Annotated in this window: 20 protein-coding genes and 1 pseudogene; 9 read left to right on the top strand and 12 right to left on the bottom strand. The window is 36.5% G+C overall.

Going from position 1 to position 25,923, the window contains the following annotated elements; all coding sequences use genetic code 11:
* Positions 1–200 precede the first annotated feature (200 nt).
* The 3 genes from IGL13_RS06495 to IGL13_RS06485 all read left to right on the top strand — a co-directional run bounded on the left by IGL13_RS06495 (position 201) and on the right by IGL13_RS06485 (position 3,760).
* On the top strand, positions 201–2,081 hold the full coding sequence (locus IGL13_RS06495; protein WP_002365677.1) for a beta-glucoside-specific PTS transporter subunit IIABC: 1,881 nt from the start codon (positions 201–203) through the stop codon (positions 2,079–2,081).
* Positions 2,081–3,490, top strand: a complete 1,410-nt coding sequence (locus IGL13_RS06490) for a glycoside hydrolase family 1 protein (RefSeq protein ID WP_002360277.1) — start codon at positions 2,081–2,083, stop codon at positions 3,488–3,490. The genes IGL13_RS06495 and IGL13_RS06490 overlap by 1 nt, the downstream gene beginning before the upstream one ends.
* A 108-nt stretch (positions 3,491–3,598) precedes the next feature.
* The gene (locus IGL13_RS06485) at positions 3,599–3,760 is read left to right on the top strand and encodes a hypothetical protein (RefSeq protein WP_002361843.1); all 162 of its coding nucleotides are present in this window, start codon (positions 3,599–3,601) and stop codon (positions 3,758–3,760) included.
* A gap of 59 nt (positions 3,761–3,819) precedes the next feature.
* On the opposite strand, the gene IGL13_RS06480 is transcribed toward IGL13_RS06485, so the two are convergent.
* Both IGL13_RS06480 and IGL13_RS06475 read right to left on the bottom strand, forming a co-directional pair.
* Positions 3,820–4,800: a LacI family DNA-binding transcriptional regulator gene (locus IGL13_RS06480; protein ID WP_002363973.1), complete on the bottom strand. Its 981-nt coding sequence runs from the start codon at positions 4,798–4,800 to the stop codon at positions 3,820–3,822.
* Positions 4,801–4,818: 18 nt separating this feature from the next.
* The gene (locus IGL13_RS06475) at positions 4,819–6,279 is read right to left on the bottom strand and encodes a sucrose-6-phosphate hydrolase (protein WP_430604643.1); all 1,461 of its coding nucleotides are present in this window, start codon (positions 6,277–6,279) and stop codon (positions 4,819–4,821) included.
* Positions 6,280–6,521: 242 nt separating this feature from the next.
* Here IGL13_RS06475 and IGL13_RS06470 point away from each other — a divergent pair, with 242 nt between their 5' ends.
* The 4 genes from IGL13_RS06470 (at position 6,522) to IGL13_RS06455 (ending at position 12,860) form a co-directional block, all read left to right on the top strand.
* A complete protein-coding gene (locus tag IGL13_RS06470) occupies positions 6,522–8,195 on the top strand; it encodes a glycoside hydrolase family 13 protein (protein ID WP_002397320.1) in 1,674 nt (557 codons plus the stop codon).
* A 16-nt stretch (positions 8,196–8,211) separates the two neighbouring features.
* Positions 8,212–10,140, top strand: coding sequence for a sucrose-specific PTS transporter subunit IIBC (locus IGL13_RS06465; protein WP_002397318.1), 1,929 nt, complete (start codon positions 8,212–8,214; stop codon positions 10,138–10,140).
* Positions 10,141–10,412: 272 nt separating this feature from the next.
* On the top strand, positions 10,413–11,294 hold the full coding sequence (locus IGL13_RS06460; RefSeq protein ID WP_002378272.1) for a helix-turn-helix domain-containing protein: 882 nt from the start codon (positions 10,413–10,415) through the stop codon (positions 11,292–11,294).
* 132 nt (positions 11,295–11,426) lie between these two features.
* Positions 11,427–12,860 carry a cryptochrome/photolyase family protein gene (locus tag IGL13_RS06455; RefSeq protein WP_002378273.1) on the top strand — a complete coding sequence of 478 codons (1,434 nt, stop codon included), beginning with the start codon at positions 11,427–11,429 and terminating at the stop codon, positions 12,858–12,860.
* A gap of 212 nt (positions 12,861–13,072) precedes the next feature.
* Here the strand turns inward: IGL13_RS06455 and IGL13_RS06450 are convergent, their stop codons facing one another.
* The 5 genes from IGL13_RS06450 to IGL13_RS06430 all read right to left on the bottom strand — a co-directional run bounded on the left by IGL13_RS06450 (position 13,073) and on the right by IGL13_RS06430 (position 19,995).
* Positions 13,073–14,509 carry a catalase gene (locus tag IGL13_RS06450; protein ID WP_002379460.1) on the bottom strand — a complete coding sequence of 479 codons (1,437 nt, stop codon included), beginning with the start codon at positions 14,507–14,509 and terminating at the stop codon, positions 13,073–13,075.
* A gap of 302 nt (positions 14,510–14,811) precedes the next feature.
* On the bottom strand, positions 14,812–15,822 hold the full coding sequence (locus tag IGL13_RS06445; RefSeq protein WP_002378275.1) for a hypothetical protein: 1,011 nt from the start codon (positions 15,820–15,822) through the stop codon (positions 14,812–14,814).
* A gap of 139 nt (positions 15,823–15,961) precedes the next feature.
* Positions 15,962–16,387: an 8-oxo-dGTP diphosphatase gene (locus IGL13_RS06440; protein ID WP_002394459.1), complete on the bottom strand. Its 426-nt coding sequence runs from the start codon at positions 16,385–16,387 to the stop codon at positions 15,962–15,964.
* A gap of 88 nt (positions 16,388–16,475) precedes the next feature.
* Complete coding sequence (locus IGL13_RS06435; RefSeq protein ID WP_002378276.1) at positions 16,476–18,254, bottom strand: ABC transporter ATP-binding protein; 1,779 nt, start codon at positions 18,252–18,254, stop codon at positions 16,476–16,478.
* The gene (locus IGL13_RS06430) at positions 18,247–19,995 is read right to left on the bottom strand and encodes an ABC transporter ATP-binding protein (RefSeq protein ID WP_002357553.1); all 1,749 of its coding nucleotides are present in this window, start codon (positions 19,993–19,995) and stop codon (positions 18,247–18,249) included. The genes IGL13_RS06435 and IGL13_RS06430 overlap by 8 nt, the downstream gene beginning before the upstream one ends.
* A 136-nt stretch (positions 19,996–20,131) precedes the next feature.
* Here IGL13_RS06430 and IGL13_RS06425 point away from each other — a divergent pair, with 136 nt between their 5' ends.
* On the top strand, positions 20,132–20,950 hold the full coding sequence (locus tag IGL13_RS06425; protein ID WP_002357554.1) for a helix-turn-helix transcriptional regulator: 819 nt from the start codon (positions 20,132–20,134) through the stop codon (positions 20,948–20,950).
* Positions 20,951–21,004: 54 nt separating this feature from the next.
* On the opposite strand, the gene IGL13_RS06420 is transcribed toward IGL13_RS06425, so the two are convergent.
* Together IGL13_RS06420 and IGL13_RS06415 are read right to left on the bottom strand one after the other, a co-directional pair.
* Positions 21,005–21,532, bottom strand: a complete 528-nt coding sequence (locus tag IGL13_RS06420) for a GNAT family N-acetyltransferase (RefSeq protein ID WP_002361836.1) — start codon at positions 21,530–21,532, stop codon at positions 21,005–21,007.
* 19 nt (positions 21,533–21,551) lie between these two features.
* Positions 21,552–21,656: pseudogene (locus IGL13_RS06415) on the bottom strand (GNAT family N-acetyltransferase); the annotation flags it as partial.
* 233 nt (positions 21,657–21,889) lie between these two features.
* Here IGL13_RS06415 and IGL13_RS06410 point away from each other — a divergent pair.
* Positions 21,890–22,498, top strand: coding sequence for an NUDIX hydrolase N-terminal domain-containing protein (locus IGL13_RS06410; RefSeq protein WP_002361834.1), 609 nt, complete (start codon positions 21,890–21,892; stop codon positions 22,496–22,498).
* A 50-nt stretch (positions 22,499–22,548) separates the two neighbouring features.
* On the opposite strand, the gene IGL13_RS06405 is transcribed toward IGL13_RS06410, so the two are convergent.
* From IGL13_RS06405 to cysK, 3 genes are all read right to left on the bottom strand, one after another.
* Positions 22,549–23,889 carry an NADH oxidase gene (locus IGL13_RS06405; protein WP_002361833.1) on the bottom strand — a complete coding sequence of 447 codons (1,341 nt, stop codon included), beginning with the start codon at positions 23,887–23,889 and terminating at the stop codon, positions 22,549–22,551.
* Positions 23,890–24,186: 297 nt separating this feature from the next.
* The gene (locus IGL13_RS06400) at positions 24,187–24,630 is read right to left on the bottom strand and encodes a Fur family transcriptional regulator (RefSeq protein ID WP_430604636.1); all 444 of its coding nucleotides are present in this window, start codon (positions 24,628–24,630) and stop codon (positions 24,187–24,189) included.
* A gap of 138 nt (positions 24,631–24,768) precedes the next feature.
* Positions 24,769–25,701, bottom strand: coding sequence for a cysteine synthase A (cysK, locus tag IGL13_RS06395; RefSeq protein WP_002357561.1), 933 nt, complete (start codon positions 25,699–25,701; stop codon positions 24,769–24,771).
* Positions 25,702–25,923 lie beyond the last annotated feature (222 nt).

The raw sequence follows: 25,923 nt of genomic DNA, 5'->3' as shown, positions 1-25,923 counted from the left end.
TTCATTGATAATCCCTCTAAATAATGGTAAATTAAAAATAAATTCAATCAGCTATTCTATCGTGAGAAACATAGTTATTACGTAGATCAGATCAAAGGGACATTCACGACGAGCAAATATTGAGTGTGTTTGCTGAAACGTGCATGTGTGATTTGGTCTTTTTTATTGAGCTGTTATTTTATAGATAAGGAGTGGTCACCATGGACTACCAAGCAATAGCAAAAGAAATTTTGAAAGACGTAGGTGGCAAAGACAATATCGTGGATGTCACACATTGTTATACACGATTGCGTTTCGTATTGAAAGATACGAAACAAGCGAACAAAGAAGCCTTACTACAAACAGAAGGTGTCATTTCTGTTGTTGAAAGCGGCGGGCAGTATCAAGTGGTTTTAGGCAATAAAGTCGCGCATGTCTATAATGCTCTAGAACCTTTGTTGGCTCAGCAACTTACGACCAAAACATCTACAAAAGAAAAAAATTCATTAGGTAATCGAATTTTAAATACTGTTGCCGCGATTTTCACGCCTGTCGTACCAGCAATTGCCGCTTCAGGCATGTTAAAAGGAATTCTAGCCATCGCTGTGATGGTCGCAAACAATTTTTACCAGGTCGATTTAAAACCTTTGAATACGTATATTATTTTAAGCGCCGCTTCCGATGCACTTTTTTATTTTATGCCAGTTATTTTAGGTTATTCAGCTGCTAAGGTTTTCAAAACAAACGAATATATCGCCATGGTAATTGGTGCCACCTTATGTTATCCAACCATCGTTTCATTAATGACTGAAGAATCAGCGGTTACCTTGTTTGGATTACATGTGACCAAAGCCAATTATGTTTCCACAGTAATTCCTATTATTCTTGCAATTTTTATTTTAGCTTATGTGCAACGCTTTTTGGAAAAAGTCATTCCAGAAGTTCTAAAAATTATTATGGTTCCTACGCTATCATTACTTTTAATGATTCCAGCCACTTTATTATTATTTGGACCGATAGGGATTTATTTAGGTGACGGCGTGAATTGGTTGTATTATTATATAATGAATTTGAGTCCCATCTTGTTAGGCGGTTTTATCGGCGGAATTTGGTGTGTCTTAGTCATTTTTGGGGCTCACCGTGGGCTTGTGCCAATTGGGATTAATGATGTCGCTCGAACAGGACGGCAAAATTTGCTAGCGTTTGCTGGTGCAGCGAACTTTTCTCAAGCGGGCGCCGCATTTGGCGTGTTTGTCCGTACAAAAAATAAAGACTTGAAAGCTGTTGCTGCCTCTGCAACAGTGACTGCATTATTTGGTATCACAGAACCAGCCATTTATGGGGCAAACTTGCGGTTAAAAAAACCGATGATTTATGCGGTGGCTAGCGGAGCAGCAGGCGGGGCCTTAATGGGCTGGGGCGGTTCCTACGGGACAGCCTTCGCTAACCAAGGACTCTTGACCATCCCAGTTTACGCAGAAGCAGGAACCAAAGCCTTTATTTGTTATTTATTAGGTTGTGGCATTGCTTTTTTTGGTGCATTTCTATTAACGATTTTTCTAGGCTTTAATGATTTACCGCTTGACGAGTCACGTCAAGAACCCGGCTTAAAGACAGAGGCAGGGACAGTCAAAGAAAAACAACGGATTCAAGCACCTGTTCAAGGACAACTCGTATCTTTAGACCAAATCAACGATGAAGTCTTTGCTTCTCAACAAATGGGAAAAACGCTAGCTATTTATCCGACAGAGGAACAAATTGTTTCACCAGGAAATGGGCAAGTGACGGCTTTATATCCAACTCATCATGCAATTGGCTTAAAGTTAGACAATGGTGCTGAAATCCTCCTTCACATTGGAATCAATACCGTCGAATTAAAAGGGCGGGGATTTGAAACGTTCGTAAAAGTAGGAGAAAGAGTCAGGCTAGGACAAAAGCTGCTTTCTTTTGATAAACAAATCATCCAAGCTGCTGGTTATGATCCAACCGTCTTAGTCATCGTAACAAATACTGCGGAAATGGCTGTAATTGAGACAACCAAACAAACAGAGATTACACCACAAACAAATTTATTTTTCATGCAAGTAAAGGAGCAAAACTAATGGTTAAACAATTTAAGAACGATTTTTTATGGGGCGCTTCTTCCTCCGCTTTTCAAATTGAGGGCGCTTGGAATGAGGACGGCAAAGGCCTAACAGTTGCTGATTACAATTCTTTTAAAAAGTCAGCTGTACAAGCAGATACGAAAGTCGCCAGCGATTTTTATCATCATTTCAAAGAGGACATTGCGTTAATGAAAGAATTAGGCTTAAAAACCTATCGTTTTTCTCTTTCATGGGCACGAATCATTCCAACAGGTGATGGCGAAATCAATCAAGCCGGCATCGATTTTTATAATGCCGTCATTGATACACTTTTAGAAAACGATATTTTGCCGTTTGTCACACTTTATCATTTTGATTTACCTTTTGCATTGGTGGAAAAATACAATGGTTGGGCGGATCGTCGCTGCGTTTCCGCATTTCAACGCTATGCGCAAGTTTGTTATCAAGCGTTTGGTGATCGAGTCAAAAATTGGCAAGTTACAAACGAACAAAACTTAATGATTCGTGTTGATGAACGAATGAATATGTACGATGTTGCACCAGAAAATGCTGAAAAAATTCGTGCACAAATGGATTACCATATGTTTGTTGCCCATGCGTTAGCGACGAATGATTGTCACCAATTGGTCGCTGGGGGAAAAGTCGGTCCCTCTGTTTCCTCAACGATGACTTATCCTAGTTCTAATAAGCCTGAAGATGTTTGGGCGGCTCGTATGAATGATAACTTTAAAACGAATTACGCTCTAGAAATGTATTGTTTTGGCGAATACCCAGGTTACTATCAAGAGTATTTGACCAAATGCGGCATTTATCCCGAAACACAGCCAGAAGATCAAGCAATTTTGAAAGCCGCTAAACCAGATTTTATCGCTCTTAATTATTATCGGACGTTAGTCGCTAGCTATTTACCGACAGATGAGCAACACCCATTGGGTACGAAAGAAAAGGACATTGATTTTGATCTATACGGTTATTTTAAAATCGAAAAAAATCAACATTTAAAAACCTCTAAGTATGGTGCCCAAATTGATCCAACTGGTCTACGTTTAGTTTTAAATGATTATTATCGTCAATACCGTTTGCCATTAATCATTACAGAAAACGGTTTAGGCACACCCGATCACCTAACAGAGGACGGAAAAGTTCATGATGACTATCGAATTGCGTATTTGCATGATCATATTGCTGCTTGTCATGCGGCTATTTCTGACGGTGTTGAGTTGTTTGGCTATTGCCCTTGGTCGGTCATGGATATTTTAAGTTCTCATCAAGGATTCAAAAAACGCTACGGTTTTATTTACGTCAATCGTGAAGACCATGAGTTAAAAGATTTACGACGCATTAAAAAAGATAGTTTTTATTGGTACCAATCAGTAATTAAAAATAATGGGTTACCAGAAGAATAGTGCCCAAAAAGGATCATCCATTGCATACGCGGGTGATCCTTTTGTTTTCAAGTTCTGTCATTCCGTGTTAGATTTAAGTTAATAAACCCATTAAAGGTGGTGAGAGAGATGAATAATTACGATTTATGGAAATGGGCTGCCGGGAAACGAACCGAAAAAGATAAAAATGAAACCTATAGCGCCAAAAATTGGTGGTATGTTTTACTAATGCTCGGTGTATTTGTAGGGATCATGTTGTTGTATTATTTAATCTCTGTACTTTGGAATTAAGGGAAAATAGGCAAATGAGGAATTAAGAATAAAAAAAGACACCTGAAAAGGTGTCTTTTTTAACAGGATTCAGACAATGATAGCTGAATTGGAATAGGATAATTTTCCTCGAGTGCAACATCAGGATCCTTCATTCTACGAAGCAGTAAGTCAATCATAACGTCACACATCTCGTCGATTGGCTGCACAATGGTTGATAGTTGTGGGGCAATTCTTTTGATTAATTTTGTCCCATCATAACCAATTACTTTTAATTCTTCAGGAATGGATATCTTCAATTTTTGAGCAATATTCATAACTGTAATTGCTGTCAAATCATCGGTACAAAAGATGCCGTCTACAGTTTTATTTTGAAGCAAACGTTCGATTTCTAGATTTTTTAATGTTGTTGAGGTTCCATTATCAATTTGTAGAATCGTTTTTTCTGCGCCATATTTTTCCATCGTTTGTTTATAACCAGCCAATCGATAATCGCTAGGTGCGCCTGTGTTATTAGCACCAGTAATAATTGCAATCTTTTGTGCACCACTTGCAAATAAGGCTTCAGTGGCTTTTTGGCCACCTTGAAAGTTTTGCGAAGAGACAATTGGAATGCCAGGTGCCAAGAAACGGTCAAAGGAAACAATAGGTAGTGAAACATTTTCATATTCGTTAATAGCTAAGTTATGGCTACCAGTGATTACACCGTCCACTTTATTTGCAGCGAGCATTCGTAAATAGGCGCGCTCTTTTTCTGGATCTTTTTCACTATCACATAAAATCACTTTATATCCTTGAACAAAGAGCTTTCTTTCCAGTGTTTCAATTAATTCACCAAAAAATGGATGACTAACAGAAGGGAAGACTAAACCAATCAGCTGCGTACTTTTTCCTTGGAGGCTTCTGGCTAATCCATTAGGTTGATAATTTAATTCTTCCATCGCTTGATGAACTTTATCAATTGTTTTTTGACTAAGATAACCATAATTATTAATCACGCGGCTTACCGTTGTCGGGCTCACCCCAGCAAGCTTAGCTACATCCGTTAATTTAACCACCATCAAAATTCACCATCATTCCTAATTATTCGTATTTTCCAGCTCATAAAAACAAGCTTTTGCCGTCTTGGATAGATGAAGATACTGTTGCGCTTTATCTGGAAAGAAGCGACCAGTCATCGTTTTTTCACCTTTATTTACATAGATTTCTGCAACAGAACAATCAACAAAAATAGTTAACTGAACTGACTTATTTTTCCTAATTTTAGTTTCACGAATTGTGCCATACTTTTCAGCAAAAGATTGGCCAGCAAATGTTCGATCAAAGGTTATTTTACCATGAATCGTATCAATTGTAATTAAAAGTCCTTTTGAACCCGTTTCGTTCGCTAAAAGCCGAATAAAAGCAATCTCATTTTTGGGAATATCCACTTCTAATTCAAAAGAAGCAGTAGATAAAAAATGGCAGCCATTTGATAAAGTAGTGGCGGATTGACGAAGCATTTCTGTTTCAGAAACTGGATATTGAAATAGTTTCCCGTTGTGAATTGTGAGTTCTTTAACCAGACTTAAGCCATTTGCCCAACCCTCCACATCACTTGGGTAAGTGATTTCTGGCAACCCAATCCAACTGACCGCAAGTGCACGACCATCTGGCGCATTAAAGGCTTGAGTGGCGTAGACATCAAATCCTTCATCTAAATTTTCAAAAGGCCCAGCCTGAACTAAAGAAAGATTCTCCAAATCAAACGTTTCGGCCAATGTGTGCATATTCGGATAGATATTCTGATAACTTTTTACAGATGGAGATAGACCTTGTGGGCAAAATAATAAGACAGGCTGGCCATCAATAAATACCAAATTGGGGCATTCAACCATGTAGCCTAATTCTTGGTCGGTGAACGTCAATTCGCCAAGTTGATGAAAATTGTGTACGTTTCGATCTTTAGAAAAATAGACCACAATTTTTCCTTGTCTATTTAAATCACTAGCACCAATTAATAAAACAAGTCCTTCTTGATAAGGAAATACCATCGGATCACGAAAATGGGAAGAATAATTGGGGTCAATTGGTAGGAATGGTGTTGATTCCTTTGTGATCGCACCTAAAGAATTCAGCCATGCAATATTTTGATATGCAAATCGTTGCCAAGTTTGATCACGAACATTCCCTGTATAAAATAAACATAGTTGGTTATCTATTGGTAAAGCTGAACCTGAATAGACGCCGTGAGAATCATATTGAGAGTCGGGATAAAGGGCAATTCCTTCATAATCCCAGTGAATTAAGTCGGAGGAAGTTAAGTGGGCCCAACTTTTTAGTCCGTGAACACTCCCGAAAGGAAACGCTTGATAAAATAAATGCCACTGGTTATTGAAATACGAAAAACCGTTGGGATCATTTAGTAGTCCTGTCTGTGGTTGAATATGATACTTAAAACGCCAACTAGATTGCGCGATAATAGAAGTTAGATTTTCGAGGTGAGCAGATGTCCAAGAAGAATAAGGCGCATAACGTAATTCATCAGTCCATTGGTTCATGATGCTTGACATAAGTAATGTCTCCTTTATTAGAAAATAGTAGTTAGTCTAATAGTATAAACAAATCAGAAAAAAGTCAAACGTATAACATATATAAATCTATTTAAATCAAAAGAATATTATAATTTGCATTTATTTATGATAAACGTTTGACATATCACGCAAAAACGAGTATCATACAAAATGTAAAAACGGTTACAGAAAAAATTAACAGGACTAGTTTAAGAGTGAGGAGAACCAGAATGAACAGAAATTGGTGGCAAAAAGAAGTGGCCTATCAAATTTATCCACGTAGCTTTTCGGATAGTAATAATGACGGAATTGGTGATTTACAAGGCATTATTCAAAAACTGGATTACTTAGAAAATTTAGGAATTACGCTGATTTGGCTGAGTCCAATGTACCCGTCGCCAATGGCTGACAATGGATATGATATTTCAGACTATTATGGTATTTCTAGCGATTTTGGTACAATGGCAGACTTCGATGAACTCATTGAAGAAGCAAAAAAACGAAACATAAAAGTTATTTTAGATTTGGTGGTAAACCATACATCTGATGAACATGCTTGGTTTCAAGATGTTTTAAAAAATCCTCAAAGTCGTTTTCGAGACTTTTATATTATAAAAGAAGGACGAGAAACACCTACAAATTGGCGGTCTAACTTCGGTGGTAGTGTTTGGGAAAAATTACCTGGGGAAGATGCATACTACTTTCATGCCTTTCATAAAAAACAGCCGGATTTAAATTGGGAAAATCCTGAACTACGCAAAGAAATCTACCAAATGATCCGTTTTTGGTTAAACAAAGGAATTGCTGGTTTTCGTGTAGATGCGATTAATTTTATTAAGAAAGATTTGACTTGGACAAACTTACCTGCTGATGGGGCAGATCAATTAGCCAAAGTAACAAAAGCTAGTAGAAACATGCCAGGAATGAGTGACTTTCTGAACGAATTAAAAGAAAAAGCTTTTGCTGGCTTTGATATTGTCACAGTTGCCGAAGCGGCCGGCGTCAATTATCCAAATTTATCAGAATTTATTGGAGAAACAGGGTATTTCGACATGATTTTTGACTTCAAATGGGCTGATTTGGATGTGAAATCAGGAAGCGAATGGTTTTATAGAATCGATTGGTCTTGGAATGATTTACGCACATTAATTTTCAAACAGCAAGAAGCCATGCAAGAGGCTGGTTGGAGTGCAAATTTTATTGAAAATCATGATCAACCTCGAGCGACAACGAAATATTTAAAAGAACAGGCTCAACAGCCAAATGCGGTTAAAACATTCGGCGCCATGTATTTCTTTTTAAGGGGCACGCCTTTTATTTACCAAGGACAAGAATTAGGAATGACCAATTTTGAAAGGGGTTCGATTGATGAATTCGATGATATTTCTAGCATTGATCAATACTATCGAGCAATAAAAGAAGGATTTACGCCCAAAGAAGCCTTGTCACTTGTCAATTTGCGTAGTCGAGACAATGCCCGCACGCCTTTTCCATGGAATGATTCTATGTATGGCGGTTTTTCAAGCGTCAAGCCTTGGTTAGGAATGGTGGATAATTATAAAGAAATCAATGCCGAAGCAGAAATAAAAAATAGTCAAAGTATTTTTCATTTCTATAAGCGGATGATTGCATTTCGTCAAAAGAGTCCCTATACAGACATCTTACTTTATGGAACATTTGAGGGTCTATCAAATCTTCCAGATAATGTTATTGCTTATAAACGCAAATTAAATGAAAAAACGATTTACGCCTTTTTTAATTTTGGTGAGGCGGTTCCAATCCCTCATTATTTAGTTAATGGCACAGTTATTTTTGATACACAGTCTGAAGAACGAGAGCAGTTAGTTCAGCAGGGAACATTATTAAAAAGCTATCAAGGACTATTGATTACTATAAATGAGTAGCTAGGAGGAGTATAACATGGCAGAAAATTATCAGCAGGCAGCCAAAGACATTATTCAATTAATCGGTATGGATAACATTATATCGGTCACCCATTGTCAAACGCGGTTACGTTTTATTTTGAAGGACCATGAACAAGTAGATGGTAAACAACTAGAAAAAATTGATTTAGTAAAAGGTGTCTTTTATAATGGTGGTCAATACCAAGTGATTTTAGGAACTGGTATTGTGACTAAAGTGTATGATGAAATAGAAAAACTTGGAATCAATGTTGTGTCAAAAGCAGAGCAAACAGCAATTTTAAAAAATAATGAAACAGGCATGCGCAAAACAATGCGCATTTTAAGTGAAATATTCATTCCAATTGTTCCAGTAATTGCAGCAACAGGATTGTTCCTAGGGTTAAAAGGTGTTATTTTTAACGATACTTTTTTACAATTATTCGGAGCAAGTGTAGCCAATATTCCTGAAAGCTTTCAACAAATTGTCTCTGTCATTACAGATACCGTCTTTGCCTTTTTGCCAGCTTTGATTGTTTGGTCTACCTTTAAAGCATTTAATGCGACACCTGTAATCGGGATTGTTATTGGTTTAATGATGGTATCACCCATTTTACCAAACGCTTATGCAGTTGCAACACCAGATTCTGGCGTGAAAGCTATTATGGCTTTTGGTTTTATCCCAGTTGTCGGTGCACAAGGATCCGTTTTAAGTGCAATTGCTGCTGGTATAATTGGCGCAAAGATTGAACTTTTTTTCCGAAAAAAGATGCCGAATATTCTCGATCAAATTTTTACACCTTTTATGACTATGTTAATTACTTTTTTAATCATGATTCTCGGAATTGGCCCAATTTTGCATACCGTTGAGTTAGGCATGGTAGATGTTGTCCAATGGTTGATTGGGTTACCCTTAGGATTAGGTGGTTTCGTGATTGGTGCCTCATATCCTTTAATGGTTTTGATTGGTATTCATCATACACTAACTATGGTAGAAACATCATTATTAGCAAATACAGGATTTAATGCATTGATTACAATATGTGCCATGTATGGGTTTGCCAACGTTGGCAGTTGTTTAGCTTTTGCGAAAAAAGCGCAAGATAGCAAAGTGAAGTCGACAGCCATTGGTTCTATGTTGTCTCAATTATTTGGAGTTAGTGAGCCTGTGTTATTTGGATTACTTATTCGTTGGAACTTAAAACCGCTGCTATGTGTCTTGTTTACATCAGGTTTAGGCGGAGCAATTTTAGCTATTTTTCATATTCAATCAAATTCTTATGGCTTAGCCGTTATTCCTTCTTTCTTAATGTATATCTATAGTGCACATCAATTAGTGATCTATTTATTAGTCGCACTTTTATCTGTCGGTGTATGTTATGCATTAACCAGTCTATTTGCAATTCCGCAAGAAGTTTTGATTTCAGATAAAGTAATCGAAGAGGAAGAACGCGAAGTCTTTGAAATGCAACACAATACCTTAGATGAACAACTTTTTTCTCCGGTAACTGGTTACGCCATGAATCTTACTGCTGTTAATGACCCAGTATTTTCAAGCGAGATGATGGGCAAAGGTTTAGCAATCATGCCAACAGCGAACAAGGTTTACGCGCCTGCAGATGGTTTATTAAACTTGGTTGCAGAAACTGGGCACGCTTATGGTATCCAAACGGACGCAGGAGCTGAAGTATTAATTCATATAGGAATTGATACTGTCACATTGGGGCAGGAGGTCTTTCGGACACAAGTAACCCAAGGTCACCGTGTTAAAAAAGGAGATCTTTTAGGAACGTTCGATCGAAAAGCCATTAAAGAAGCTGGGCTTGACTCAACTGTCATGGTTATCATTACAAATACTTCAAGTTATTTAAGCGTAGAGCCAATGATGTCAGATCATAATGAAATTACGCCGGAACAAATCATTTTAAATCTAAATACACCTAACTAAACAAAAGAACAGCAAGAAGTAGTTATCACTTCTTGCTGTTCTTTTTCTTAATAAAAAACCAATGATTTTCGGTTGTATTTGTCTATCCGTTTGTAGTATGATTGAGTCAGTTTTAAAGGAAACATGCCAAGTATGGAAGACCATACTTGACACGCATTGACTAATTAAACATGGGGAACGTTGCCATAAGTTGATGTTCCAGTCAATAATGCAAGTAAATCAAACATAGCATGTACCTCCTTTAATTGATAATCAAAGTATAACATTTTTTAATGAATTTACATAATAATACAAGTGGAGGTCTGTTCGTGAAGGTAGCAGGAGACAAAATAAAACAAGCGAGAAAACTTAAAAAAATCACACAATCAGAGCTGGCTAACGGCATCTGTACGCAAGCAACAATTAGTAATATTGAAAACCGTAATCTATGTGACAGTTTAGATATTTTCTCATCTATTTGCCTCCGATTAGATTTAGAAGTAGAAGAATGTATGATGATTTCTGAAGAAAAGAAAATTGAAAATCTACTAAACAAAGTCGAGGATTTATCTTTACGGTTATTTCACTTAGAGGCCTACAAATTATTACAAGAAGTGCCTGAAGGTCTTATCTTATCTAATAATGAACTAACGACTAAATTGTTATATTATAAGGGAATTACTTGTTTATTAGGAAAAAAAGATAAAGCAGAGGCCTTGTTTTACCTATACCGGGGCGCGGAAATTGACCGTAAAGTCAATATTTACAACATTTTAAGCCTGAATGCGCTAGGTACGCTATACGAACTGGAAAAAGATATGAGAAAAGCGCAAGTGTATTACGAAAAATCATTACAAGAATTGGAACAATTTAAATTAGAATGTTCCTTGGAGCGTTGTAGAATTTATTATAATTCTGCTAAATTCTACTCGGAAATAAAAGATTACCAAAAAAGTGTCATTTTAAGCGAAAAAGGGATTCAGATTTGTCGTGACAAACACTCCATTTATTTGCTAGATTATCTTTTATATGAAAAAGCCTTTAACAAACAAATGCTCGGGGAAGACACAGCCGATGACTATCGTCAAGCCTATTATTTTACACAATTTTTTGGCAATACAGAAGTCCTGCAATATATTGAGAAAGATATGAAAGCTTTTAATATTTCCTATTAATTTAATCAAAAAGCCGGTAAAAACTGAGTTTTCAGCTTTTACCGGCTTTTTGAAAAGTCTAGGCAAGTTGCTTTTAAAAATCAGCAGTCACGGTTACGATAAGCAAGACGAAGTATTTAGGAGGATTTAAAAATGAAAAGAGTAATGTGGTTTAGACGTGATTTACGATTACAGGATAATAAAGCATTAGCGCACGCGTTACAAAATTCTGCAGCTGATGAATTGATTTTATTATTCCAAATGAATCCTCAACAATTTATTCAAGAAAGTGCTAATCATAACGCTTTTTTTGCAAGTTTAGCCTCGTTTAAAGAACGAATCGATCAAGAGGCACATTTACAAATCATGGTCGGCGAACCATTAGATTTATTTTCACGTTTGAAACGCAAATTACCCGATTGGCAGGCCATTTATTTTAATGAAGATACTTGTGGCTTTGGGGCAAAGCGGGACCAGCAAGCTATGCGCTTTTTTGAAGAAAATAATATTCAGTCTTTCTCTTTTCAAGATGCCTATTTGCATGGCTCTGAAGAAATTAAGAAGAACGATGGCAGCAAGTACCAAGTGTTTACGCCCTATTACAATAAATGGAAAGAGGCGCCTAAAGAAACACCGATTCCTGTTTCCTATACAGCTGAAAAAATTTTTAGTGCGTGTCTTTTTCCAGAAGAGGAAGCAGCTTATCGTGAACAGATTGCGAGGATTCCTTTAACACACTATAGTGTCGGCGAAGAAACAGCCAGAAGGCGCTTAAATACTTTTATTAATCAAAAACTTCGATCCTATGAAAATAAGCGTGATTTCCCTTATCAGGATCAAACGAGTCATCTGTCTACTTTTTTAAGAACGGGAGAACTTTCGATTCGCACTATTTGGCAAGAGCTTGCATCTGCGCCTTCTAGCTTAAGTAAAGAAACCTTCAAAAAAGAATTAGCTTGGCGCGACTTTTACAATATGATCTATAGTACGTTTCCACAACAAAAAGAGGAAGCTATTCAAGAAAAATTTCGTTATATTCAATGGACAAATGACCCAGAAATGTTTGCCAAGTGGCAAAAAGGGGAGACGGGGTACCCTATAATTGATGCCGCAATGCGACAACTGAATCAAACTGGTTGGATGCACAACCGCTTAAGAATGATTACTGCCTCTTTTTTAGTTAAAAATTTACACATCGATTGGCGTTGGGGTGAAAAATACTTTCAAAAAATGTTGATTGATTATGATGCTGCCAATAATATTGGTGGCTGGCAATGGGCTGCCTCGACAGGAACGGACGCTGTCCCGTATTTTCGGATTTTTAATCCAATTATCCAGTCAAAAAAATTTGATAATGACGGCCAGTTCATCAAAAAATATGTTCCAGAACTTAAGCAAGTGCCACAAAAGTATATTCATCAACCAAATCTAATGAACGAAGCCTTACAAACGCAATATCATGTACATTTAGGAGAAAATTATCCAAAACCCATTGTCGATTATGCATCAAGTAAAAAACAAACATTATTTCTATATGAAGCGAGCAAAGAAATTCATCAAGAAATGAACAATCCAACGTTTCAATAAACAGTAAACCCAACTAGCTTAGCAAACAACTTGTAAGGTTAGTTGGGTAAATTAATTAGTCGAAAGAGAAGTGCAATTTATCGTCTAAAGTTTTTTATTCTATTCTAGTTAACATAATATACATTATACAAAGTAGAGTAAAAAGCATTGAAAAGCAAACAAAACCAGTCTTTAGTTTATCTAGACTGGTTTTGTCACATACGTTATATAAATTATGCTTGTTGCTTGATGGCTTGTGCGACACGTGCTCCATATTCTGGATTTACTCTAGTGAACAAATCAATTTGACGCGCGATGATTTCTTGATTTTTCACTTGACCTAAAGATGCCGCTATATTGTTAATTAAGTTTTCTTTTTCTTCGCTTGGCAGCAAATTATACAAAGCGTTTGCTTGTGTAAAGTGATCTTGATTATAGCTATAATTACCAACATTTCCTTCAACTTCAAAGGAACTAATTTTCGCTGTAGGATCTTCTTTTGGTGTTTCAGTATAACTATTTGGTTCGTAATTAATTTCGCTATTGCCATTGTTAAAACGCATATTGCCGTCTTTTTGGTAGTTATTTACAGGCGCTTTTGCTTGGTTGATCGGCAATTGGTGACTATTAGCGCCCACGCGATGACGATGCGCGTCCCCATAAGCGAACAAACGTCCTTGCAATAATTTATCTGGAGAAGCTTCAATACCAGGAACGAAATTCCCTGGTGAAAAGGTTACTTGTTCAACCTCTGCAAAATAATTCTCTGGATTTCTATTTAAAGTCATCGTGCCAACTTCAATCAGCGGATACTCTTTTTGAGAAACCGTTTTTGTTACATCAAAAAGAGTTTCTTTCATTGTTAACGCATCTGCATACGGGATAATTTGCACAGATAATGTCCAAGAAGGAAATTCTTGATTTTCAATTGCATTATGCAAATCTTCAATATGGAAATCTGGGTTTTTCCCAGCAATTTCTTCTGCTAATTGACTCTCTAGATTTTTGATTCCTTGATTCGTCTTGAAGTGATATTTAACAAAAAATACTTCTCCAGCAGCATTGACCCATTTGAATGTATGGCTACCAAAACCATGCATATGACGGAACGACAACGGAATGCCACGATCACTCATTAAAATTGTTACTTGATGAAGGCTTTCCGGTGAATGAGACCAAAAATCCCAAACAGCTTCTGGACTTTTCAAATGCGTCCGTGGATTTCTTTTTTGGCTATGAATAAAATCTGGAAACTTAATTGCATCACGAATGAAAAAAATGGGCGTATTATTGCCAACTAAGTCGTAATTTCCTTCGTCTGTATAGAATTTAAGCGCAAAACCGCGAGGATCACGCAATGTATCTGATGAACCTAACTCTCCAGCTACAGTTGAAAAACGAGCGAATAAAGGTGTTTCTTTGCCAACTTCAGATAAAAAATCGGCTTTAGTATATTGTGCCATTGATTGGCTCACCTTGAAAATTCCATGAGCACCAGCACCTTTGGCATGAACAACCCGTTCTGGTACGCGCTCACGATTAAAATGAGCTAATTTTTCTAATAAATGAACGTCTTGGATTAGGACAGGACCAAATTCTCCTGCAGTTAGCGAATTTTGATTATCGCCAACTGGACTTCCTTGTGACGTAGTTAAATGTTGATTTTTCACCTAAAACACTCCTTCATCTAAAATTATACTCATTGTATAAAAAAACCACTCTGCATAACAAAAATAATGCTTAAAAACACTCGAAAACATTTGTTATTTAATAGAATGATTAAAAATAGCAGTAGAATTTAAATCAAAAACAAATGTATTAACTTTAAACTGTTTACACCACCAAAAATAACAACCAATAATTCAAAGAAAACTAAAATGCTGTTTTTTTATTCAAAAAAGACCTAGCATCCCAATCATGCTAGGTCTTTCGTTACTTTTTTTGAGCGACCGTTTTTATTGGTCATTCAGCGTTATTGATTGATCGCAACAGTCGTGTCTTCAGTCGATAGGCCTGTCATAGAGGTGCTATCGGAAAATATTTTTTCAACTTCTTGTTCTGATAAAATATTTTCTTTCTTAGGCATTGAAATCGTCACTTTTTTGGCTTTTTGTGTAATGCTAATTTTACTAGATAATGATTCAAGTCCCATGTCAACGTTCTTGTCTTGCTGCGGTTTCACATTAATCAACATATTTGTTTTATTTTCTTTTGTATTAACAGAAACTTTGGCAGAAACATCTTTGATTTTTTCGAAAGGATCTTGTTCTTTACCTTTTTCAGATGTTTCTGTCGTAATTTTGATTAACTTTTGTAATTCTTTTTTTGTAAACGTATGGGTAATGGTATCCCCTTTTTTCTCGAACGTATCCTTGTCTAATCCTTCTAAAAACTCTTTGTATTCCTTAGCAGACTGTTTTCGTTCTTTTTCCGATTCTTGATACTCTTTGATTGTATCTTGCCATTCTTTCGTACTTTCCTCGTTCATGGCTAAAAGATCAATGTATTTTCCTTTTAGTTTTTCTGTATCTAACTGAGAACTATCGATAGCACCGTCAGTCATTGAGTCTGCGACAGCAACAATATATTCCATCATATCTGTTGCTAAATAGAGTTTTGGCTCTTTGCCTTCGTTATCTACTGATCCAACCAATGAAATCGGTACATCCATTCCCATCGCTTTTAATTTCATCTCTAAGTTGAATGCTTTTTCTTTTTTGGCATCTACTTGAATCTTCCCAGAAAGCGATGCGTCTTTGATTTGCGTGATGAGCATCCCAATCATAGGATTCGTTTGTGCACTATCTTCTTGTGAAAATTTCATGTCACTAATTGACATAGAGAAATCCCAAACCCCAGATTCTTGTGCGTTTTGATTGCCAATCCCTTGAATGAACTCATCTTTCGCACTTTTGCCACAACCTGTCAGTAACAAAGCTGAACAGAAAACGCCTGCGACAATCCCCACTTTTCTTTTTAACACACTTTTTCCCCCTCATTATATAAAAAATTAATTCCCTTTTATTAAGAATAGCAAACATTGCTTATAAATAGCAATGTTTAATTTTAGATTTCCTCTCTTTTAATAAGTGGGATTGATTTAATCTTTTAGGTTTGAATCATTAAGCTGTATTATTTTTAAAATAAAATTGCTTTTCGCCAAAAAATACTGGGAAAAGTTCTGCTAAACTGCCAGCTAAAGGACCTTCTCGCAATTCTTTTTCAGTGACCCAAAACAAGGGTTGTTCCGTTTCTTCTGGTAGTTCATCCGCTGTTTCTGCAATGAATAATGTGGCTAATTCCCGCGCACCTGAACAATCATTCAGCCATTCTGCAACACCTACTAATTGTGGCTTCAGCACTAATCCTGTTTCTTCAAGGAGTTCGCGAACCATGGCTGTTTCCATGCCCTCGTTTTTTTCAACATGTCCGCCAGGGAACGTCCAACCAGGCCAATCCTTTTTTTGTCGTTCTTGCACAAGGATTTCATTTTTCTGATTTCTAATCATACATAATGTTGTTAATTCCACTTCAAAATTCCGTTTCATTTGGCACCTCATCATTTTTTCCTTTGTTAAGGTTACGATACAGAAAAACAGAGAAAGATTCAACTAAGAATTTTCTCTGTTTTATCATCTAGCTCTTTAATAAGTCGTATTGCGATTGATATAAATGATGATATAACGCATGTTTTGCCATTAGTTGATCATGAGATCCTTCTTCCACAATACGACCACCATCAATATAGAAAATTTTATCGCTATTTTTGATGGTAGAAAGCCGATGAGCAATAATAAACGATGTCCGTCCTTTTAGAAGTTGTTGTAGTCCCTCTTGTAACAATTCTTCTGTTTTTGTATCAATACTGGAGGTTGCTTCGTCTAAAATTAAAATTTTGGGATCTGCCAGTAACGCACGAGCAAATGAAATTAATTGGCGTTGTCCTGCCGAGAGTGTACTACCCCGCTCTTCCACAACTGTTTCATAGCCATCTTTTAAATCCTTGATAAAGTCGTGCGCACGAACAATTTTTGCGGCTTGGATAACTTCTTCCTCTGTGGCTGCTAAATTTCCGTACCGAATGTTTTCAATAATTGTTCCTGAAAAAATAAACGTATCTTGAAGCATTACCCCCATTTGTTTTCTTAACGAACGGAGTGTCACATCGCGAACATCATAACCATCAATTTTAACGGCCCCTTCATTCACATCATAAAAACGACTTAACAAATTGATGATTGTTGTTTTACCCGCACCTGTTGGCCCAACCAAGGCGATTGTTTGTCCTGGCTCAATATGAAAACTAACATCGGTCAAAATATTTTTTCCTTCTTCATAACGGAAATAAACATGCTGAAAGTCGACGGTTCCTTTAATTGGCGGCAACGCAATAGCGTGCGGCGCATCTTGAATTTCTGGAACAACATCCATCGTTTCAAAAATCCTTTCCAAATAGGCAGTTGCAGTAATCAGAGAATTGTAGAAGTTACCAATATTGATGACTGGATTCCAAAAGTTATTGATATAACCGATAAAAGCAATTAGCGTCCCAGTGGTAACGGACACACCTAATTGACGGATTCCTACGAAATAGATAAAACAAGTCGTAATGACGGATATATTTTGCACTGCTGGCCATAATAAATACTGGACACGCACAGCTTTCATAAAGGATTGACGATATTCTTCGCTTACCTCGTTAAAAATCTGGAAATTTTCATCTTCTCGTGCAAAAGATTGTGTAATTTTAATTCCTGAAATACTTTCATGAATATAGGCATTTAAGTTTGATTGTTTATTGCTAAGCTCTTGGTAAGCTTTCCGTTGTTTCCCTTGGATAAACAGAACCATCACGAACAACACAGGCAATAGCAGTAAACTGTATAAGGTTAATTTCACATCAATAAATAACATGAAAATTAAGGTAATAATCACATTAAATAAATCAGAAATTAAATTGATCAATCCGTTACTTAATAAATCACTTAACGTATTGATGTAATTGACCACCCGAATTAAGATTTTTCCATGCGGCCGACTGTCAAAGTAAGAAAATGGTAATTTTTGTAGATGCTCAAAAATTGAAAAACGCATATCTTTTAAAATATCTTGTCCAATTTCTGTGATGGCATATATCCGATAACGCATACACCAACCAATAATCACCAAGGAAAATAGGAAAATAGCTCCTAGTATCAAGAGTAACGAGAGATTCTTTTGTGGAATTACTTGGTCAATCGCAATTTTAGTAAAGTAAGGGCCTAACATACTTGCCAGATTAGCTAATATGATGACAAATAATGTTTTAAAAACAGCTTTTTTGTAAGGCTTAATATAGGCGCCTAATCGTTTATAGTGAGACCAATTAAATTCTTTTTCTAAAGTCTCATCCACATCAAACGTATTTCTAGCCACGCGACTCACCTTCCTTTGTCAGACCTAATTGTTTTTGATATACGTCAAAATATTTGCCTTTTTGTTCGACTAATTCGCTATGCGTACCGCTTTCCACCACACGGCCTTTTTCCATCATCAAAATTAAATTGGCCTCTCTCACAGAAGAAATTCGGTGGGCAATAATAAATGTCGTTTTCTTTTCCGTCAAACGACCTAGTTCTTTTTGAATTTTTGATTCTGTTTCCATATCAACAGCGGAAGTTGTGTCATCTAAAATTAAAATAGCTGGATCTTTGGTTAAAGCACGGGCTAGTGAAATCCGCTGTTTTTGGCCACCAGATAGGCCAACGCCGCGTTCACCAACAATTGTTGCATAACCTTCGGGCATTCTGGAAATAAAGCTATGGGCATCAGCAATTTCAGCCATCATTTGCACTTGTTCCAAGTTAGCCAATGTGTTACCAAAAGCAATGTTATCTTCTATTGTATTGGAAAAAAGAAAGACATCTTGCATAACCATGGAGATATTTTCTCGCAATTTACGAACAGAATAGCTTTTAGCATCTTTTCCATCAATATAAACAGTGCCTTTGGTTGGATCGTAAAACCGAGCGATTAAGTTAACTAAAGTGGTTTTGCCTGAACCAGTTTCCCCTAAAATACCAATTGTTTCACCAGGTTTTGCTGAAAATGAAACATCCGATAAAATGGGGGTTTCTGGATCATCTGAAAAATGAAAGGACACGTGATCAAACGTCACATAGCCTTGGATCGGTTCTGCTTCTTTTTCCCGAGCGATGGGAATCTTCGGTTTCGTTGCTAATAACTGACGGATTTTAATAGACGATGCCGTAAAGCGTTGCACATCATTGATCAACCAGCCACTCATTCGCATCGGCATGTTCAACATCCAGAGAAAACCGTTAAAGGCCACTAAATCACCAATTGTCATCCGACCTTGAATTACAAAGAGGCCACCAAGAACTAAGGCAATAACATTTAAACTACCTGCAAAACCGTCTAACCACGGTAAATATTTTTTTGAGACATCTGCAGAAGCCATATTCCATTTTTTATAGTCTTCATTGTGCTTGTTAAACTTTTCAATTTCATAAGGTTCTTGAGAAAAAGCTTTAACCACCCGATTTCCACCAATATTTTCTTCGACCATCGAATTTAGCCGAGAAAAACTTTCCCGGATCTCAAAAAATACCGGATGCGATTCCTTCGACATTTTTTGTGTTAACAGAAAAATCAAAGGTGTAATTAAAATTAATGCTAGCATCAATTGCCAATTGATCGTCCCCATCACAATCACGGCTGCGATGAACCATAAAATACATTCTAAGAGGTTATAAGTGACCCAAGAAACAAAATGGCGGATAGCGTCTGTATCCCCTGTCATTCGCGCCATAATATCGCCAACACGTGTATGATTAAAGAAATCAAAATCTAATTCTTGAAGTTTGACATACATATCTTTTCTTAAGTCAAATAACGCAGATTGTCCAACCGATTCAAACAAGACTTGATAACTATAACGAACAACTGTCCGAATAACGGTCACCCCAATCATAATCCCAAGAATTGGGACAAGCTCTTCAGTTTTCCCCTGATTGATTACTTGGTCTACAATTCTGCCAGATAACAATGGAATAATAACAATTAAAATAGCGTTAATAACGACAAAAATAACAGCTAGCAGTAACTTATTCTTATTTTTTTTAGCATATTGCCAAATCCATTCAAAACTATTCATTTTCTCCCCTACTCTCTCTTGTTTTTATGGACGTGTATAAGATTACTGTTTTTTTATAGGAAAAGAAATGGGCATTCTTGTATATTTTGATGTACAATATAGTATAGAAAGCGGATACAAGTAGGAGTGATTTTTTATGAACTACACAAATAGTCGAACGTTTAATCCTGAAATTTTATATGCCTTCGATCCTTGGAACGAAGAGACCCACCCTTATAATTGTCATCATCATGAATTTCTGGAAATATCTATTCTTTTAGAAGGTGAATCTGAATATATTGTTCAAGGGCAACAGTACCATGCCACTGCTGGTACGGTGTTTCTTTTTAATCCGCGAACGGAACATGGTGAGCAACAAAAAGCAGGAACTTACTCACATCAACTACACATTGGCATTTCAAATCTCTATTTAGAAGGCTTAGCGCGAAACGTATTTCCAAATAAATCAGCTTTATTAGATTTAAGTCATTTACATGGTGCTTTTTTAGAAAAAGCTTGGCAAATTGTTCATGAATTAAACCATCAAGAAGTTGAATCAGCGTTACAAATTAAAGCTTTAGTTATTGAACTATTGGTCTATATTTTAAGAAGTTTAGCAGTTGATCAAGAAAATAAAATTGAAACTCGGCTATCGAAAACGGAAAAAAGAAAAAGAAATTTAGTCAATCATACGATTTATTATCTGGAAACCCACCATGACGAAGAAATTACTTTGGAACAGTTAGCTGAAATGTTATATGTTACCCCGACTTATTTGTCGAAAACCTTTAAAGCGGCCACAGGCGTTGGGCCAATCAATTATTTAATTCAAATCCGCTTAAACCATGCGAAAGAATTGCTGAAAAATGATTCCTTAAGTGTCAAAGAAGTAGCAAAAACGGTTGGTTACGAAGATGCCTATCATTTTAGTAAATTATTCAAAAAATATTATGGAAAATCCCCTTCACAATTTTAAGATAAAAAAACAAGGAATCGTCGGCTTCATTGCGTCCGTTTCCTTGTTTTTGCTTTACGTTGACTCTTTTAACTGTTTCGTCATTGTATAATCGGTATGGCGTTCATTTCCCATATAAAAATCATGTTCATCTGTTTTGACGAAGCCCAATGATTGATAAAATTTTTGCGCTGGATGATTATGTTCCCAAACACCTAACCAAACCGTCTCTTTTTCTGCTTCTTCCGCTAATTCAATTGCTTTCGTAATCAAATGTTTGCCTAAGCCTAAACGCTTAAAAGATTTACGAATATAAATGCGCTCAACTTGTAACGCTTGTGGATGTTGATAGGTAATCTGAGCATCACCGTGATTTAATTTCACATAACCTGCAAGTTCATTATTATAAAAAGCAAAGAAATATTGCGAATCTTTATGTAAGATTTCGCTTTCTAAAACTGCTGGACTAAATTTCCTCTCATAATGTGCCTGTAAATCCTTTTCGTTTTCGCCATCTCCATAAGTATCTGCAAAAGTCTCTTGGCAAATGGCCTCTAATTCTGGTACGTCTGCGACGGTACACTCTCTAATAAATACTGACATACTAAAACTCCTTTGTAGATTAAATCAACTGTTTAATTAAAATTAAACAAGGATTCCAAGCGTCCCATAATGTCGGAAAAACCTCAAGGCGCTTAAAACCCAATGATTCGTAAAAACGAATAGTATGATATTAACCTGTCTAGCGAATGACGTCAATCTTTTTGCTTTGTTTACATAACAAAATTATTGTATACCCAATCTTTTTTATTAAATAATAGCATAGGTAGTTTAAAAATGTAAGTTAGTCATTTATTCTTTATTATTTCCTTAAAACGACGCCTTTTCTCGCTAAATCTGCCCTTCCTTTGTTTTTTTCTGTTAAACTAAACGTATTAAGTCTATGAGGAGCGTGCGTATATGGATTATCTGAACACCTATAAGCGGTTGCTAGCATTGGCAGATGCAGGTCTTTTTTACGGGAAAGATGCTTTTGATCAAGAACGTTACCAAGAACTACGAGAACTTACGTTACAACTTATTAGCACAACCGGACACGAAGCGGCTGTTTTGCCCGACTTAGAAAAAATCTTAACTAAAGAGGAAGGTTATCCAACACCGAAAGTAGATGTTCGCGGTTTAATAAAAAAAGAGAATCGTTTTTTATTAGTTGAAGATTTACGGACCAAAGAATGGTCATTACCTGGTGGCTATGCCGAAATTGGCTGCTCCCCTAAAGAAAATATTGAAAAAGAAGTATTGGAAGAAACTGGCTTAGTTGTTACAGCAAAAGAATTGCTTGCTGTTTATGATACAGATAAACGAAAAGACATTCCTCAACTATTTCAGTACTATAAAATGATCTTTTCTTGTGAGATTTTAGAAAATCATCCCTTTGAAAAAAACATTGAAACCTCGAATTGTGCTTATTTTTCTTTAGATAATCTCCCCCCTCTTTCTATCAAACGAACAACGAAAGAGCAATTAATGGCATTAATGAACCAAACAACTGGAGCGCTTAGTGACTAACAAAAAGGATGAAGAACTTCTGTTCTTCATCCTTTTTCTATCATTATTAATTACATATTTTCTAAAGCGGCTTGGGCTAATAAGTTTAAGTAGTTCCAAGGGCGATCAAAATGTGGTTGGAAGAAGAAATCAGAAATCGCTAAATCTTCGACAGTCATTTTATTTTGGACCGCTAATGATAAAGTATTGGCAGATTGTGTGATATCATATTTAGACATCAATTGACCACCAACAATGCGTTGTGTTCCTTTTTCATAGACTAATTCCATCAGAACTTTTTCAGTTGTTGGCATAAACTCTGGACGATAGTTATCTTCGAAAACAGTTGCTTCGACATCTAGTCCGTTTAATTTGGCACTTTCTTTTGTCACACCTGTTGAACCAATTTTCCAACCGAATAAATATAAGCCAGAAGTTCCCTGTGTGCCACGATAAGCCAATTTTTGTTCAGTCAAATTACGACCTACTAGCATACCTTGACGAACAGCATTCGTTGCTAATGGGATATAATTTTTTGTTTGACTTGGGTTGTAGTGAACAACTGCACTATCACCCGCAGCAAAAATATCAGGATTGCTTGTTTGCATATACTCATTGACTTCAATTGCACCATTTGGTAACATGTCAACTTTATCTTTTAATAATTCTGTATTTGGACGGAAACCAACACACATAATCACCATATCTGCTTCGAATTCTTGACTTGGTGTAATGACTTTTGCTACTTTTCCTTGCTCATCTGCTACGAATTGTTGGACATTTTCACCTAAAGCTAAATTAACGCCACGATCAACTAATTCTTTTTCTAGAACATCTGTGAATGGCTTATCTAAATATTTATTTAAAATGCGGTCTAACCCGTCAACTAAAGTAACTTGTTTACCTGATTCTACAAAAGCTTCTACTAATTCAATACCAATATAACCGCCACCAACGACAACGACACGTTTGGCATCTTTCGCTTTTTCGATGATCACGTTGGCTTGTGAATAGTTCTTACATAATAAAATATTTTCAGCATCAATTCCTGGAATTGGTGGAATAATTGGCCAAGAACCAGTTGTCATCACTAATTTATCATAAGAAACGGTCTCAGTTGCGCCCGTTTGTAAGTTTTTCGCTGTAACAGTTTTGTCGTCCACGTTGATTTCTTCAACATTGTGTTCCATCTTCACTGTTGCTCCTAAAGAAGCCAGTTCTTCTGGATTTGAATAAAATAAATCAGCAGCATTTTTAACTACGCCTCCAACGTACAAGGCAATTCCGCAAGATAGGAAGGAAATATTGTCATTTCTTTCATATACAGTGACTTCCGCCTCCGGGTGATTTGCTAAAATACTTTTAACTGCTGAAGTTCCAGCATGGGTACATCCTACGACTACGACTTTCATGTTGTAAATCCCTTCTTTCACAATCTTTGTTTTGCAGAGGTGACGTCTCCCTCTGTCTGTTTAAAATATATCAGAGGAATCAAGCTTATTCGAGTTCTATGCTTGTGAATCGCATATAAAAAAATTCACAAACTGTTGCTAATTCTTAATAATAGCTAGTTAATTTTTTGTTTTTAAGAATTTAAAAGTCAATAACCACACAAAAAAACAAGCATAAGAGTGAAAACTCTTACGCTTGTGAAATTTGCCTAGACAAGTGACTTATCTTTTGATAAATTTTTAACAGTATGTAATTTTTTACACATTCTCCTGTTGTGCTTGTTGGCAATCTGGACATAATCCATATAATTCTAAACGATGTTCATTAATTTCGAAGCCTGTTAATTTACTAGCGGCCATTTCAACGTCCTCTAACCCTGGATAATAAAAATCAACGATTTTACCACATTTTTGACAAATCACGTGATAATGTTTCTTCGAACTAAAATCAAAACGACTAGATGCATCGCCATAACTCATTTCTTGAACGAAACCGATTTCAGTAAATAAACGTAGATTGTTGTAAACCGTTGCTACACTCATATTTGGAAAATGATCTTCTAGTGCGCGATAAATTTCATCAGCTGTTGGGTGTGTATGATTTTCGATTAAATATTCCAAGATAGCATAACGTTGCGGAGTAATTCGGATATTGGCTTCTTTTAATTCAGCAAGTGCATTTTTAACCAATACGTTGTCCATCTTTGTATCCCTCCCCTGTCTATCTTTCTTAAATAATACTATTTCTTATTACGATTGACAAGAATTATTGTAGGATTCTCGTGGAAAAAACGAGCATTTTACTAAACTAAGAGAAATGCTCGTTTTTTGGCGTGTTTTTTATTCTGGAAATTCGTAAAGAGCTGTCGAAAGATAACGTTCGCCGTTATCCGGAACCAGCGCTAAGACACGTTTGCCTGCGCCTAATTCAACTGCCAAATCAATGGCAGCTTTAATTGCTGCCCCTGCTGAGATCCCCACAAGGATGCCTTCTTTTGGCCCCATTAAACGAGCAGTTTCTAATGCGTCTTCACTAGAAACAGCGGCAACTTTTTGATAAACGGTGGTGTCTAAAACTTCTGGGACAAAACCAGCGCCTATTCCTTGGATTTTATGTGGACCTGGTTCGCCACCTTCTAAAACAGGCGACTCCGTTGGTTCTACTGCAACAATTTCAATGTCTGGAAAAATCCGTTTCAATTCATGGCCAACTCCTGTAACGGTTCCTCCAGTGCCAACACCAGAAACAAACGCATCTAAGCCACGTTTACCAAAGACATCAACAATTTCTTTTCCTGTTTTTTGTTCATGTACCATTGGATTAGCTGGATTATTAAATTGCAAAGGCATGAAGTATCCGTGTTCTTCTGCTAATGCTGTGGCTTTTGCAATTGCCCCTTTCATTCCTTCGGCACCAGGGGTTAATAATAAATCAGCCCCATATGCTTGCATTAATTTGCGGCGTTCAATACTCATAGTATCTGGCATCACAATCTTAACTGGATATCCCAACGCAGCACCTACCATTGCTAACCCAATGCCTGTATTACCACTAGTCGGCTCAATAATCGTTTGTCCAGGTTTTAGGCGACCATCTGCTTCGGCTTGTTGGATCATGCTTAAAGCAATTCGATCTTTCACACTGCCACCAGGATTAAAGAACTCTAGTTTAACAAAAACATCTGCAGCTCCTTCTGGTACCATCCGTTTTAATTTCACAACTGGGCTTTGACCAATTAACTCTGTTACTGATTTTACATAACCTTTAGTCATAATCCTACATCCTCCAATTTTACAAACAATATAATAATTCTTTCTCTAAGCATAGCTCAAAAAAACGATTTCTACCAGAAAAACGAATTTTAGTTTGTGAAAAATTAAATAAAAAAACGGATTATGCTCATCAAATAATTGCTGCTAGCCCTACCTATTTTCACGATAAAAGACCTTACAAAAACTGTCGCTTTTGTAAGGTCCTTCTTCAACTAAATAATT

The sequence above is a fragment of the Enterococcus sp. DIV1937 genome (assembly GCF_050535975.1).
Taxonomy (GTDB): domain Bacteria; phylum Bacillota; class Bacilli; order Lactobacillales; family Enterococcaceae; genus Enterococcus; species Enterococcus faecalis.
This window is presented reverse-complemented; position numbering and strand designations above follow the sequence as displayed.

Excerpts from the sequence above, each read along its gene's own strand:
- IGL13_RS06485 (WP_002361843.1), top strand. The coding sequence starts at position 3,599 with ATGAATAATTACGATTTATGGAAATGGGCTGCCGGGAAACGAACCGAA.
- IGL13_RS06425 (WP_002357554.1), top strand. The coding sequence starts at position 20,132 with ATGAACTACACAAATAGTCGAACGTTTAATCCTGAAATTTTATATGCC.
- IGL13_RS06490 (WP_002360277.1), top strand. The coding sequence starts at position 2,081 with ATGGTTAAACAATTTAAGAACGATTTTTTATGGGGCGCTTCTTCCTCC.
- IGL13_RS06495 (WP_002365677.1), top strand. The coding sequence starts at position 201 with ATGGACTACCAAGCAATAGCAAAAGAAATTTTGAAAGACGTAGGTGGC.
- IGL13_RS06410 (WP_002361834.1), top strand. The coding sequence starts at position 21,890 with ATGGATTATCTGAACACCTATAAGCGGTTGCTAGCATTGGCAGATGCA.
- IGL13_RS06400 (WP_430604636.1), bottom strand. The coding sequence starts at position 24,630 with ATGGACAACGTATTGGTTAAAAATGCACTTGCTGAATTAAAAGAAGCC.
- IGL13_RS06480 (WP_002363973.1), bottom strand. The coding sequence starts at position 4,800 with ATGGTGGTTAAATTAACGGATGTAGCTAAGCTTGCTGGGGTGAGCCCG.
- IGL13_RS06460 (WP_002378272.1), top strand. The coding sequence starts at position 10,413 with ATGAATTTACATAATAATACAAGTGGAGGTCTGTTCGTGAAGGTAGCA.
- IGL13_RS06470 (WP_002397320.1), top strand. The coding sequence starts at position 6,522 with ATGAACAGAAATTGGTGGCAAAAAGAAGTGGCCTATCAAATTTATCCA.
- IGL13_RS06430 (WP_002357553.1), bottom strand. The coding sequence starts at position 19,995 with ATGAATAGTTTTGAATGGATTTGGCAATATGCTAAAAAAAATAAGAAT.
- IGL13_RS06440 (WP_002394459.1), bottom strand. The coding sequence starts at position 16,387 with ATGAAACGGAATTTTGAAGTGGAATTAACAACATTATGTATGATTAGA.
- cysK (WP_002357561.1), bottom strand. The coding sequence starts at position 25,701 with ATGACTAAAGGTTATGTAAAATCAGTAACAGAGTTAATTGGTCAAAGC.
- IGL13_RS06455 (WP_002378273.1), top strand. The coding sequence starts at position 11,427 with ATGAAAAGAGTAATGTGGTTTAGACGTGATTTACGATTACAGGATAAT.
- IGL13_RS06475 (WP_430604643.1), bottom strand. The coding sequence starts at position 6,279 with ATGAACCAATGGACTGATGAATTACGTTATGCGCCTTATTCTTCTTGG.
- IGL13_RS06420 (WP_002361836.1), bottom strand. The coding sequence starts at position 21,532 with ATGTCAGTATTTATTAGAGAGTGTACCGTCGCAGACGTACCAGAATTA.
- IGL13_RS06405 (WP_002361833.1), bottom strand. The coding sequence starts at position 23,889 with ATGAAAGTCGTAGTCGTAGGATGTACCCATGCTGGAACTTCAGCAGTT.
- IGL13_RS06465 (WP_002397318.1), top strand. The coding sequence starts at position 8,212 with ATGGCAGAAAATTATCAGCAGGCAGCCAAAGACATTATTCAATTAATC.